The following is a 12,962-nucleotide window of genomic DNA, read 5'->3' on the forward strand; positions in this document are numbered from 1 at the left end:
TTTATGCTTGACGAACGCATGATTCGCATTGTTGTTGCGTTTATTGTCTCGCTGCTTACAGTTTTAATCATAACCCCAATCGTAAAAAGGATTGCGATTAAAATAGGTGCAGTTGACCAGCCCAGCAATCGAAAAGTACATGACAAAATCATGCCCCGGATGGGCGGGCTGGCCATATTTATCGGGGTGGTTGCAGGCGTGCTTGCATCCGGGATATACACAGAAACAAGAATGACGGCTATTACAGTCGGGGCATTCATCATTATTGTGTTGGGTATTCTTGACGATAAATATCAATTAAGTGCAAAAGTTAAGTTTTTGATTCAATTAGGTGTAGCCATTATGGTTGTAAGCACTGGTTTAAAAATGGACTTTTTCTCAGTACCTTTTTTAACAGAACGATTTGAGTTAGGATGGATGGCTTATCCGCTGACAGTTTTATGGATTGTCGGCATCACAAACGCGATTAATCTGATTGACGGATTAGATGGTCTTGCCGCAGGTCTCTCTGTTATCGGCCTGTCAACGATCGCCGTCATGGCGCTATCGGGCGGAAAAGTACTGATTCTGTCACTTTCATTGGTTGTGATCGCCAGTACGCTTGGATTTTTGTTTTACAACTTCCACCCGGCAAAAATCTTTATGGGTGATACAGGATCACTTTTTTTAGGGTATAGTATTTCGATTCTTTCATTATTAGGCTTGTATAAAAGCGTAACATTGTTCAGTATCGTTATCCCGATTATTATATTGGGCGTACCGATTTTTGATACAACATTTGCAATCATCAGGAGAATATTAAACAAACAGCCCATTTCGGCGCCAGATAAGTCGCATATCCACCACAGACTGATGGCCTTTGGCCTTTCACATCGGATGTCGGTCATTGTGATTTATCTAATTGGATTTATTTTCAGCATAAGTGCAATTGTACTTAAAAGTGCCACAATCTGGCTTTCTTTGTTTATTATCTTCATTTTAATTATTTTTATGCAGATTATTGCAGAAGTGACAGGACTTGTGAATGAAAAATTTAAGCCGTTTACGAAATTTTATAAACGGCTGTTGAAAAGGAATTAAAAACTCCGGCTGAATTGCCGGAGTTTTTTTCTGCACAAAAAAGCCCGATCCTCTAAAGGACCGGGCTTTTTTTAATAGGATGAATCAGTTGTTGAATTCGTTGTACTGTTTGAGCTTGTGCTGCTGTCATTCGAATAGCTGCTTCCGCTCGTCGTACCGTCTGTTGTGCTTTCTTCCGTGCCAGTGCTGCTTGTATCTGGAGTATAATCTAAATGCTCTTGGAGCGTTTGTCTGACTTTCTCCAGATTTGTGGCATCCGGTTCAAAATAATACGTGTTGCTAGGCCCTAAATACAAATCAGATCCTGTAATGCTCAAAGTGTCGATTTTCTTGCTGGTAAAGCCGCTGTAAATCTGCTGCAGCGCTAAACCTTCAGTAATGCGAATATTGGTTTCAACGTTCTCGCTGGCTTTTTCTGCGATTTTATCAATCTTAGCAATGTTGCTCGCACTTGACATTCGGTCAATCAGTGCATTTAAAATTTGTTTCTGTCTGTCATTACGACCGAAGTCTCCGCGTTTATCCTGTTTTCTCATACGGGCATACGCCAAGGCTTCTTCGCCGTTTAAGTGCATCTCGCCTTTTTTGAAGTAGATCCGTTTGCTTTCGTCTACGTCACTTTTTTCATCGAAATCGAAAGGCACATCTACATCAATACCGCCAACTTCATTAATTACATCTTTAAATCCGTCAAAATCAACTGTGACATATTTATCGATCGGGATTTGCAAGAAGTTTTCAACGGTTTCAACTGTCTCATCTTTTCCGCCTTTGCTGTAAGCGGCATTAATCTTTGTTTTGCTTCCGGTTGTGTCACTGGCTAATTGCACCCGTGTATCACGCGGAATGCTCAGCATTTTCATGGTTTTATTTTTGGGATCAAGGGTAACTACAATAAGAGAGTCTGATCTCCCTTTTTGTCCTTTGGTCGCGTAATCCTCTATTCCCATAAATAAAATAGAAAACGGTTTTTTCTTCATATCTACAACTTCGCTGCGAAGATTTGATTTATTTCCGCGGGAAAGAGCATCGTATGAATCATCCGCAGCGCTAATGGTTTTATAAAGTTTATATCCTCCAAGCCCAACGACTACCAATAATGCAAGGGCGAACAATAACACAATTCTTTTTAAGATTTTCCTGCGTTTGCTCTTTTTCTTTTTTCGCACACGCACTCTAACGCGTTCAGCCATTATTCAGTCTCCTTTAAGTGATTGACGGCTTTTTCAAGATACGTCAACTCTCCCTCTTTAATATCACTTTTTCCATTTGTCAGTTCTGTCATCCACTCAGAAAATGCGTTTGTATCTTTTTCTTCCACGTATGTTTCGAATTCAACATTTTCCGCATAATGGATTTCCTTTAACAGAAATTGTGATTCTCTTAATTCATTTTCAATCTTGCCAAGCCAAGTGTAATCTGCGGAAGTATGCATGACCCGCATAAGTTTCCGTTCTACAACACCTATATGATTTAATCCTTCAGACACTGATTTCCCATAAGCGCGAATTAATCCGCCGGCCCCAAGTTTAATGCCTCCGAAGTATCGTGTAACGACGGCGCAAGTGTCCTTAAGTCCGCGTTTTTTTAATACCTCGAGCATCGGCACTCCCGCTGTACCGCTTGGTTCTCCATCATCATTGGCTTTTTGGATATGATCGTTCTCGCCAATTACGTAAGCCGAGCAATTATGAGTCGCATTCCAGTGCTGTTTCTTTATGTTCTGTATAAATTCCTGTGCCTCTTGTTCGGTAGAAACACGGCTTAAATGACAGATAAAACGCGATTTTTCTATAACAATCTCGTGTTCTCCTGCTTCTTTCACAGTAAAATAGCTGTGCAGCATGCTTGCTGACCCTCCTGCTAAGCATAAAAGACTGTCTATACAAATTCGTACAGTCTTTAGAATTTTTGTGCGTATTTTGTTATCATAAAGAGTAAGAAGGTATATAAAATTGTTTTTTTCTAGAATATACGCATTCTTTCATTATAATTCGACACAATTTGCAGATCAATTACATTTATAATAAAAATATATGACAACGCCGTGACGGAGGGAAATTATGAATAAAACAAAGATGGATTCCAAAGTGCTGGATTCTATTCTGATGAAGATGCTGAAAACCGTTGACGGGAGCAAAGACGAGGTTTTTCAAATCGGGGAGCAGTCACGCCAGCAGTATGAACAGCTGGTTGAAGAACTGAAACAAATTAAACAGCAGGTGTATGAAGTTATCGAGCTTGGCGATAAACTTGAAGTGCAAACCCGCCATGCGAGAAACCGTTTATCTGAGGTCAGCCGCAATTTTCATAGATTCAGTGAAGAAGAAATCCGCAATGCTTACGAAAAAGCCCATAAGCTGCAGGTAGAATTGACGATGATCCAGCAGCGTGAGAAGCAACTGCGAGAACGCCGGGATGATTTAGAACGCAGATTGTTAGGCCTTCAGGAAATCATTGAGCGTTCTGAATCATTAGTAAGCCAAATTACAGTCGTGCTCAACTACTTGAATCAGGATTTGCGCGAGGTGGGACTGCTGCTTGCTGATGCTCAGGCAAAACAGGATTTCGGCTTAAGAATTATTGAGGCGCAGGAAGAAGAGCGAAAAAGAGTCTCCAGAGAAATTCATGACGGGCCTGCTCAAATGCTGGCAAATGTTATGATGAGATCGGAATTAATTGAGCGGATTTTCCGTGACCGGGGTGCTGAGGACGGATTCCAAGAAATTAAAAATCTCCGTCAAAATGTGCGGAATGCCCTTTACGAAGTGAGAAGGATTATATATGATTTAAGACCGATGGCCCTTGATGACCTAGGCCTAATTCCAACTTTAAGAAAATATCTATATACAACCGAGGAATATAACGGGAAGGTCAAAATACATTTTCAATGCATTGGTGAAACAGAGGATAAGCGCCTAGCGCCCCAGTTTGAAGTTGCGCTCTTCAGGCTCGCACAGGAAGCTGTGTCTAATGCGCTAAAGCATTCTGAATCTGAAGAAATTACAGTCAAAGTTGAGATCACAAAGGATTTTGTGATTTTAATGATTAAAGATAACGGCAAAGGGTTCGACCTGAAGGAAGCGAAAGAGAAGAAAAACAAATCATTCGGTTTGCTGGGCATGAAAGAAAGAGTAGATTTATTGGAAGGAACCATGACAATAGATTCGAAAATAGGTCTTGGGACATTTATTATGATTAAGGTTCCGTTATCTCTTTGACTATGATTTGTAAAATAGAGCCAAAAGGCATATTGACTGAATGATAGAGTATATAGAACAATAATACAAGGAGGCGTGGCTTGTGACTAAAGTAAACATTGTTATTATCGACGACCATCAGTTATTTCGTGAAGGTGTAAAACGGATATTGGATTTTGAACCTACCTTTGAAGTGGTAGCCGAAGGTGACGACGGAGACGAAGCGGCTCGTATTGTAGAGCACTATCATCCTGATGTTGTGATCATGGATATCAATATGCCAAACGTAAATGGCGTGGAAGCTACAAAACAGCTTGTAGAGCTGTATCCTGAATCTAAAGTAATTATTCTATCAATTCACGATGACGAAAATTATGTAACACATGCCCTGAAAACAGGCGCAAGAGGTTATCTGCTGAAAGAGATGGATGCTGATACATTAATTGAAGCGGTTAAAGTAGTTGCCGAGGGCGGTTCTTACCTTCATCCGAAGGTTACTCACAACCTCGTTAACGAATTCCGCCGTCTTGCAACAAGCGGAGTTTCTGCACATCCTCAGCATGAGGTTTACCCTGAAATCCGCAGACCATTACATATTTTAACTAGGCGGGAATGTGAAGTGCTGCAGATGCTTGCAGACGGAAAAAGCAACCGCGGTATTGGTGAATCATTGTTTATCAGTGAGAAAACCGTGAAAAACCATGTGAGCAATATTTTACAAAAAATGAATGTGAACGACCGGACGCAAGCTGTTGTGGTCGCCATTAAAAATGGCTGGGTAGAAATGAGATAGTATAAAATGAGACTTGCCTTTTACTAGGCAGGTCTTTTTTTAGGTCGCTGTTTCCCTTACAATAGAGTTATAAAGCAATAAGGCAGGTATCGAAGCTATGAATATTGCAGTAGTAACAGACAGCACAGCATATATTCCGAAAGAAATGCGTGAACAACATCAGATACATATGATCCCCCTTCAGGTTGTTTTTGGGGAAGAAACTTACCGTGAAGAAATCGAACTGGACTGGAAAAGCTTTTACGAAGAAGTTAAAAAACATAATGAGCTTCCGACGACTTCTCAGCCGCCAATCGGCGAGCTGGTTGCTTTGTATGAAGAGCTTGGCAAGACTTATGATGCGGTCATCAGTATCCATCTTTCCAGCGGAATCAGCGGTACGTTCAGCAGTGCAGCAACGGCTGACACTATGGTCGACAATATTGACGTGTATCCATTTGACTCAGAGATCAGCTGTTTGGCTCAAGGCTTTTATGCTCTTAAAGCTGCTGAATTAATCAAAAATGGAGCATCATCGCCGGAAGATATTATAAAAGAACTGGAAGAAATGAAAAAAACAGTTCGGGCATATTTTATGGTAGATGATTTAGCCCACCTTCAGCGGGGCGGACGATTAAGCAGCGCTCAAGCCTTCATTGGGAGTCTTCTAAAGGTAAAGCCTATTCTTCATTTTGACAATAAGGTAATTGTGCCTTTTGAGAAGATTCGCACACGTAAAAAAGCAATTTCGCGAATTTATGAGCTTTTAGACGAAGATGCGAGTAAAGGATTGCCTATGCGTGCTGCTGTTATCCACGCTAATCGAGAAGAAGAAGCAGCGAAAATCATTGAAGAGCTTTCTGCTAAATATCCTCATGTTGAATTTTATAACAGCTATTTTGGCGCGGTAATTGGCACTCATTTGGGTGAGGGCGCGCTAGGAATTTGCTGGTGTTTTAAATAATGCAAAATCTCCGTTTTAGCAGCGGAGATTTTTTTATATTCTTATTTTGATTGCTGGACAGAAAATATTCATTCAGGCATACTGTCTCGAAAGGAGGCGGTGCTATGCTGATTGTGCCAGCTGAAAAGAACATTTCTTTCTCAAAAGAATTGCAGCAGACGCTTCAAAGCCGTCAGTTGCTCAGAACTGAACTCCCATTTTCCGATGAGATGATTGAATGGCATATCAAAAATGGCTATATCGCCGCTCAAAACTCTATATCCATAAATAAACGGGGGTATAGGTGTAATAGGTGCGGCCAAAATGACCAGCGGTATTTTTCTTTTTATCATTCATCTGGAAAGAATCAGCTGTATTGCCGTTCTTGTGTCATGATGGGCAGAGTGAGTGAAGATGTTCCTTTATATTCATGGATAGAGGAGGATGAGCCCAATTGGCAGCCTATCAAGCTTACGTGGAATGGCCAGCTCTCAAGCGGACAGCAAAAAACTGCCAATGTCTTAATTGAGGCCATATCAAAAAAAGAAGAGCTCCTCATCTGGGCGGTTTGCGGCGCTGGCAAAACAGAGATGCTATTCCCCGGTATAGAATCCGCGTTAAATCAAGGACTGCGTGTTTGTATTGCCACACCCCGCACCGATGTTGTATTAGAGCTAGCTCCGAGACTCAAGGCTGCCTTTCAGGGTGCTGACATTTCAGCGCTTTATGGAGGAAGCGAGGACAAAGGGCGGTTATCTCCGCTTATGATTTCCACTACACATCAACTCTTGCGATATAAAGACGCATTCGACGTCATGATCGTTGATGAAGTTGATGCTTTTCCGTATTCTGCTGATCAAACTCTTCAATTCGCTGTTCAAAAAGCAAGAAAGAAAAACAGCACTCTTGTTTACCTAAGTGCAACACCCCCTAAAGAATTAAAAAGAAAAACACTGAACGGACAGTTACACTCAGTTCGGATTCCAGCAAGACACCACAAAAAACCTTTGCCAGAACCGCGCTTTGTATGGTGCGGAAACTGGAAAAAGAAATTAAACCGAAACAAAGTTCCGTTAGCGGTAAAAAGATGGATAGCGTTTCATGTGAAAGAAGGGAGGCCTGTTTTTTTATTTGTTCCCTCCGTTTCTGTTCTGAAAAAGGCAGGTGCATGCTTTAAAGATGTTAATTGCAGAATTGCGACTGTACATGCGGAAGATAAGCAAAGAAAAGAGAAAGTACAGCAATTCAGAGACGGCCAGCTTGATCTCTTACTCACAACAACAATACTAGAAAGAGGCGTCACGGTCCCCGAGGTGCAGACAGGTGTATTAGGGGCAGAATCACCTATCTTTACGGAAAGCGCACTTGTTCAAATTGCAGGAAGAACCGGGCGGCATAAAGAGCATGCGGATGGTGATGTCATTTTCTTTCACTACGGAAAAACAAAGAGTATGCTGGATGCAAGAAGGCATATAAAAGAAATGAATGACTTGGCAGCAAAAAATGAATGAACAGACTAGCCATTATTTGAAAACATGGTACAGTATACTCATATAACCGATGATGAGGAGCTGTAAAAATGCTTGTCAATTCAAAAGAAATCGTAATGAAAGAACTGCTCGACCGATATATGGACCAGCTTCATATGACTTGCACTTGCCAAGTATGTATAAACGATGTATTGGCACTTTCTTTAAACAAAGTAAAGCCATCCTATGTCACTGATCTTAAAAAGATCGCATATACGAAAGCTGAGCTGGTAGATAAACAAAAAAACACGGCTATGCTTGTAATTTTGGCTGAATCTGCTGCTGTGGTATCAGAGAGTCCAAGCGATTTATGCCAAACAAAGCAGGAGGAGGTATTCATAAACTGATCTGTCTATTGTGCGATTCACAATTTTCTCAAGCTGTTACATGGAGCGCCCTTTTTTTATTAAAGCCGGACGAAAAGGTCTGTCATTCCTGCAGAAGCAAATTTAAGAAAATCACAGGACAAATCTGCACCTTGTGCGGCAGACCTCAATCCGTTCATGCGGTATGCAGAGATTGCGAGGTGTGGAAATCAAGGGTCAGTGACAGTTTGCTGCTCCGCCAAAACCGTTCAGTTTACACATATAATGAAATGATGAAAGAAACGCTCTCCCGTTTTAAATTTAGAGGAGATGCAGAAATCATAAATGCATTTAAAAGTGATTTTTCTTCAGCCTTCTCAGAGGTTTACCCCGATAAGCATTTTGTTCTCGTTCCTATTCCGCTGAGCAAGGAACGGGAAGAAGAGCGTGGATTTAACCAGGCGCAGCTCCTGGCAGAATGCTTAGACCGTCCTATCCACCATCCCCTCATCCGCCTGAATAATGAGAAACAGTCTAAGAAAAAGAAAACAGAACGCCTGCTTTCGGAGCGTATTTTTGATACAAAAAACAACTCAGCCGAAGGTATGAATATCATTTTAATAGACGATCTTTATACAACAGGCGCCACTTTGAATTTTGCAGCCCGCTGTTTATTAGAGAAAGGAAAAGCCCGTTCAGTGGCATCTTTTACCTTGATCAGAAGCTAAATGATCCTGTTTTTATGCCGATATAATCACTAGAAATTAACACAGGCATATTATCGAATAAGGAGAAAAAAGATGGGAGAACTGGCGAATTGTCCGAAATGCAATGCTTTATTTTTAAAAACAAAGCTGCAAACCGTATGTCAGGCGTGTATTAAGGAAGAAGAAAAATCATTTGAGATTGTATATAAGTTTTTAAGGAAACAGGAAAACCGGCAATCAACTTTGAGTCGCATAACCGAGGAAACAGGTGTAGAAGAAGAGCTGATATTGAAATTCATCAGGCAAAAACGCATTCAAATCACTCATCTTCCCAATTTGGCATACCCTTGTGAAAGGTGCGGGACATCGATTCGGGAAGGCAAGTTCTGCAAGGCTTGTCAGTCCGATTTAAAGGCTCAAATGGATCATTTGGACCACGAGGACGCACTGAAAACAGAGAGAGAAAATAGTAAAAAAGACACATACTATGCCTATAATACCAAAAACAATTGATTCCCTAAACTAACTGAAAACGCAGTCGATAAAAGGGTTAGATTGTTTAAAGACTGCAACGGAAAGCGAGAGGAATCCTATGAAAATCAATCAATTTGGAACACAATCCGTTAATCCATACCAAAAAAATTATGAAAAGCAAGCGGTGCAAAAAACTGCTGCACAGCCTCAAGATAAAATTGAAATTTCATCACAGGCTAAAGAAATGCAAAATGCATCCGACGCAGTCACTGGTTCACGCCAGGAAAAAATTGCGCAGCTTAAAGCGCAAATTGAAAACGGGTCATACAAAGTAGACGCAAATCATGTAGCGAAAAATATGATTAATTTTTATAAAAAGCAATAAAAAAGGAGAAAGCCCATGTCAGCAAAGCCAATTATTGAACAATTGAAGCGACTTTGCGTTCTGCATGAGCACCTGCTCACGCTGTCTGAGGAAAAGACGGAAGCGCTCAAAGGCGGCAAAACAAAAGAGCTTTCTAACATTTTGACAAAAGAGCAAAAATATATTCAAGCTATCGGGCAGACAGAAGATGACCGTATCAAAGCAACTTCTGCCTTTCTCGGATACAGCGAAAATAACACCATTTCCGCATGTATCGCCAAAACCTCTGGCAGTGAAAAGGAAGAGCTGGAACAACTATATGAAGCTCTTTCTAAAGTTCTCGGACGACTGAAAGAAGTGAATGAGATGAATAGGCAGCTAACGAGAGACGCGCTGCAATTCATCTCTATTTCATACGATACGCTGGTTCCTAAGGAAAACAACTTCAATTATAGCAAATCAATTAAAGCTGAGCTTCCGAAGAGCAGCCGAATGAAACTATTTGATTCAAAAGCTTAGCAGAAAGGAATTCAGAATATGACATCTACCTTTATGGGGCTTGAAACTGCAAGGCGGGCGTTAAGCGCTCAGCAGGCAGCGTTAAGCACTACTGCAAATAACGTGGCAAATGCCAATACTGATGGTTATACAAGACAGCGAGTCTCATTGGAAGCAACCGACTATTTCCCTGCTGTATCCAAAAACGCAGAAAAAACCGCAGGACAAATGGGAACCGGTGTTCAAGGGAAGTCAGTTGAGAGAATAAGAGATATCTTTCTTGACTACCAATACCGTCTTCAAAACAACAGTGCCGGATACTACGACACGAAAGCTAAAGCTCTGTCCCAAATGGAAGGCATCTTAAATGAGACGGATGACAGCGGCTTAAACAGTGTGCTCAATTCGTTTTGGAATTCCCTGCAGGAATTATCGAATAATACAAACGAAGACAGCGCGCGTTCTGTTGTTGCTCAAAAAGGGAAAGCTGTAGCAGAAACGTTTAATTATATTTCTGAATCACTTACAAATGTTCAATCGAACTTAAAAGCAGAGCTAGATACGACTGTGTTGGATGTCAATTCTCTGCTTTCTCAATTAAACAGTTTAAATAAACAAATTGCACAAGTAGAACCGGTCGGGCTTCTTCCGAATGGTTTATATGATCAGCGAGATTTGCTGATAGATAAATTATCCTCAATGGTTGATATCAAGGTCAGCTACAACAAATCAGGCGGGAATGCGCTTGCTTCTGCTGAAGGGACTGTTTCCATTGAAATCCTTGATAAGAATAAACAGTCTCTGGGAACTGTTTTGGACGGTAAAAATTACGAGGTTTCAGAACTTGCAGCCAACTATGATAATGAAACTGGGTTAGTATCAAGTATTTCAATCGGAGACACTGCTGTACAGGCTGAGTCATTCAGCAGTAAGGGATCCCTTTTAGGATTTATAGAGTCTTACGGGTATGTAACAGCAGACGGCCAAGAAAAGGGCATATACCCGGACATGCTTTCTGACCTTGATAATATGGCGCTTGAATTCGCAAAAGCTTTTAATGAGGTGCACAGAAATGGTTTGACCAAGAGCGGAGAACAAGGCGGGGACTTTTTTGACTTTACCAACGGTGAAACTGCAAAAGGAGCAGCAGGCAAGATTAAAGTTGCTGACAGCATATTAGATTCAAAAGGCGCAAACATTGCTTTCTCACTGACTGGCGCAGCCAACGATAATTCAAATGCAACAAATTTAGCGAATGTTTTAACCGGTGATATAACCATTAATGGTAAAAAAACAAGTGTGTTAGATTACTATGCAGGACTGATTGGCGAGCTTGGAATTAAAGCACAAGAAGCTAATCGCCTGGCGTCTAATACAGAAACACAGCTTAATGACGCTGACATAAACCGTCAGCAAATGAGCGCAGTTTCTTTAGACGAAGAAATGACGAATATGATTCAATTCCAACACGCATACAATGCTGCTGCGAGAATGGTCACTTTACAAGACGAAATACTCGATAAAGTGATCAATGGCATGGGTGTCGGAGGAAGGTAGGTAGATCAAATGAGAGTAACACAAGGCATGATTCAGCAAAACTCATTGAGATATATCGGTTCAAGCTACTCGAAGCTGGATAAACTTCAATCACAGATTTCATCAGGGAAAAAAATCTCAAAAGCGTCCGACGATCCTGTAGTAGCAATGAAAAGCTTAAAATATAATGCGCAATTGTCTCAAGTGCAGCAATATCAAAATAATGCTTCTCAAGCCTTTACCTGGCTCGAAAACACAGAGACGAACATTACTGAAGGAATTGACATATTAACAAAAGTCAAAGAATTAGCTGTTCAAGCTCAAAATGACACAAATGGTAAAGCGGAACGGCAAGCAATTGGCGTAGAAGTGAAGCAGTTAAAGGAACAGCTTTTAAATATTGCGAATACACAAGTGAACGGCAGATATATCTTTAATGGCACAAACTCAGACAAGCCTCCCGTTACAGATAACGGAGACGGAACTTTTACAATCTCTGATACTGCTGATGTCATTGTCAATATCTCTAATAATATGACATTAAAAGTGAATTCAGATCCAAAGTCAGCTTTTGGGGGCACTTCTGAAAGCGGACAGAATGTGTTTGAAATGCTTGACTCATTTGAGAAAGCACTTAGTTCAGGTTCACTAGATGGCATGGATAGCGTTTTAAATGATATTGATCAATTTTCTGAGGGCATGAGTGCTGAACGTTCTGATCTTGGAGCGAGGTATAATCGTCTTGAACTGATTAATACAAGACTCTCAGCTCAGGAAGAAACAGCTACAAAAGTGTTATCAGACAATGAAGATGTAGAACTGGAAGAAGTAATAACGGAATTTATTGCGCAGCAAAGCGTGCATAGGGCTACTTTGGCTGTAAATGCGCAAATTGTTCAGCCTACATTGATTGACTTTTTAAAGTAAGCGGCTCTCAGGAGTTCGCTTTTTTTATAGTTTAGGAGGTAGAGTGATGCAAATTCCCAGATTGATTATGCATAGTGTTCAAGGGAAAATTGGTTTAACAACGACGCCTGCCAGCTTAAAAATGGAGCAGCCGCAAGCCGATTTAGATATCGAACAGCCAAGCGCGGAAATGGAAATATCGGTGACACCTAGAAAACTCACGATTGACCAAACGCAAGCATGGGAAGAATTAGACAGAAAACATATATTCAAAAGAATCGAAGAAGCCGCCCAGCAAGGACATGAGGATGTCATGGAGGGAATAGCCCGCACTGCAGAAGAAGGGGACGAGCTTATGAGAATTGAAAATAAGGGGAACCCAATCGCTTCACAAGCAAAGAGGAACTCTGAGATGCACCAAATTCAATTAGGCGAAAATTATGCTCCTTCTCTTTCAAGGGTGAAAATACAATATACCCCGTCACAGCTTGATATCCAGATTACGCCGCGAAAGCCTGTTATTCAGGCTGAACCGCATAAACCAATTGTTGAATATACGCCGGGGAACGTTAAGGTTGACATGCTCCAATACCCTGATTTAAATATAGATGTAGAATACCCGAAAGAATAACTCGAAAAGTAAAAGAA

At 41.0% G+C, this 12,962-nt stretch carries 15 protein-coding genes; 13 read left to right on the forward strand and 2 right to left on the reverse strand.

The annotated features are described in order from the left end of the window. The first annotated feature begins 3 nt into the window (after window positions 1–3). Window positions 4–1,080 carry an MraY family glycosyltransferase gene (locus tag LWH95_RS00090; protein WP_003235474.1) on the forward strand — a complete coding sequence of 359 codons (1,077 nt, stop codon included), beginning with the start codon at window positions 4–6 and terminating at the stop codon, window positions 1,078–1,080. Between the two features lie 71 nt (window positions 1,081–1,151). Here LWH95_RS00090 and LWH95_RS00095 read toward each other — a convergent pair whose 3' ends face one another. Together LWH95_RS00095 and LWH95_RS00100 are read right to left on the reverse strand one after the other, a co-directional pair. Then, window positions 1,152–2,273 carry an LCP family protein gene (locus LWH95_RS00095; RefSeq protein ID WP_133485809.1) on the reverse strand — a complete coding sequence of 374 codons (1,122 nt, stop codon included), beginning with the start codon at window positions 2,271–2,273 and terminating at the stop codon, window positions 1,152–1,154. Then, entirely contained in the window at window positions 2,273–2,926 is a 654-nt protein-coding gene (locus tag LWH95_RS00100) for a YigZ family protein (RefSeq protein ID WP_232918665.1), read from the reverse strand. Before LWH95_RS00100 ends, LWH95_RS00095 begins: the two co-directional genes overlap by 1 nt. A gap of 217 nt (window positions 2,927–3,143) precedes the next feature. On the opposite strand from LWH95_RS00100, the gene degS reads away from it, so the two are divergent. The 12 genes from degS (at window position 3,144) to LWH95_RS00160 (ending at window position 12,945) form a co-directional block, all read left to right on the forward strand. Further along, the gene (gene degS / locus LWH95_RS00105) at window positions 3,144–4,301 is read left to right on the forward strand and encodes a two-component sensor histidine kinase DegS (RefSeq protein WP_003235467.1); all 1,158 of its coding nucleotides are present in this window, start codon (window positions 3,144–3,146) and stop codon (window positions 4,299–4,301) included. An 82-nt stretch (window positions 4,302–4,383) separates the two neighbouring features. Then, window positions 4,384–5,073 (forward strand): two-component system response regulator DegU, encoded by a 690-nt coding sequence (gene degU / locus LWH95_RS00110; RefSeq protein ID WP_003219701.1) that lies wholly within the window; start codon window positions 4,384–4,386, stop codon window positions 5,071–5,073. A 97-nt stretch (window positions 5,074–5,170) separates the two neighbouring features. Next, window positions 5,171–6,016 (forward strand): DegV family protein, encoded by an 846-nt coding sequence (locus tag LWH95_RS00115; protein WP_232918666.1) that lies wholly within the window; start codon window positions 5,171–5,173, stop codon window positions 6,014–6,016. 107 nt (window positions 6,017–6,123) lie between these two features. Then, complete coding sequence (gene comFA, locus LWH95_RS00120) at window positions 6,124–7,506, forward strand: ATP-dependent helicase ComFA (protein WP_232918853.1); 1,383 nt, start codon at window positions 6,124–6,126, stop codon at window positions 7,504–7,506. Between the two features lie 68 nt (window positions 7,507–7,574). Continuing rightward, window positions 7,575–7,871: a late competence protein ComFB gene (gene comFB, locus LWH95_RS00125; RefSeq protein ID WP_232918667.1), complete on the forward strand. Its 297-nt coding sequence runs from the start codon at window positions 7,575–7,577 to the stop codon at window positions 7,869–7,871. After that, on the forward strand, window positions 7,835–8,557 hold the full coding sequence (locus tag LWH95_RS00130; protein ID WP_232918668.1) for a ComF family protein: 723 nt from the start codon (window positions 7,835–7,837) through the stop codon (window positions 8,555–8,557). Before comFB ends, LWH95_RS00130 begins: the two co-directional genes overlap by 37 nt. A gap of 72 nt (window positions 8,558–8,629) precedes the next feature. Next, window positions 8,630–9,049, forward strand: coding sequence for a TIGR03826 family flagellar region protein (locus LWH95_RS00135; RefSeq protein ID WP_003235455.1), 420 nt, complete (start codon window positions 8,630–8,632; stop codon window positions 9,047–9,049). Window positions 9,050–9,128: 79 nt separating this feature from the next. Beyond that, entirely contained in the window at window positions 9,129–9,395 is a 267-nt protein-coding gene (flgM, locus tag LWH95_RS00140) for a flagellar biosynthesis anti-sigma factor FlgM (RefSeq protein ID WP_003235453.1), read from the forward strand. 15 nt (window positions 9,396–9,410) lie between these two features. Then, the gene (gene flgN / locus LWH95_RS00145; protein ID WP_232918669.1) at window positions 9,411–9,893 is read left to right on the forward strand and encodes a flagellar protein FlgN; all 483 of its coding nucleotides are present in this window, start codon (window positions 9,411–9,413) and stop codon (window positions 9,891–9,893) included. Window positions 9,894–9,911: 18 nt separating this feature from the next. Then, window positions 9,912–11,429 (forward strand): flagellar hook-associated protein FlgK, encoded by a 1,518-nt coding sequence (gene flgK / locus LWH95_RS00150; protein ID WP_133485813.1) that lies wholly within the window; start codon window positions 9,912–9,914, stop codon window positions 11,427–11,429. A 9-nt stretch (window positions 11,430–11,438) separates the two neighbouring features. Continuing rightward, window positions 11,439–12,335 (forward strand): flagellar hook-associated protein FlgL, encoded by an 897-nt coding sequence (gene flgL / locus LWH95_RS00155; RefSeq protein WP_232918671.1) that lies wholly within the window; start codon window positions 11,439–11,441, stop codon window positions 12,333–12,335. Window positions 12,336–12,381: 46 nt separating this feature from the next. Continuing rightward, on the forward strand, window positions 12,382–12,945 hold the full coding sequence (locus LWH95_RS00160; protein WP_232918672.1) for a DUF6470 family protein: 564 nt from the start codon (window positions 12,382–12,384) through the stop codon (window positions 12,943–12,945). The last annotated feature ends 17 nt before the right edge of the window (window positions 12,946–12,962 follow it).

This window comes from Bacillus sp. G16, assembly GCF_021282335.1.
Lineage (GTDB): Bacteria > Bacillota > Bacilli > Bacillales > Bacillaceae > Bacillus > Bacillus inaquosorum.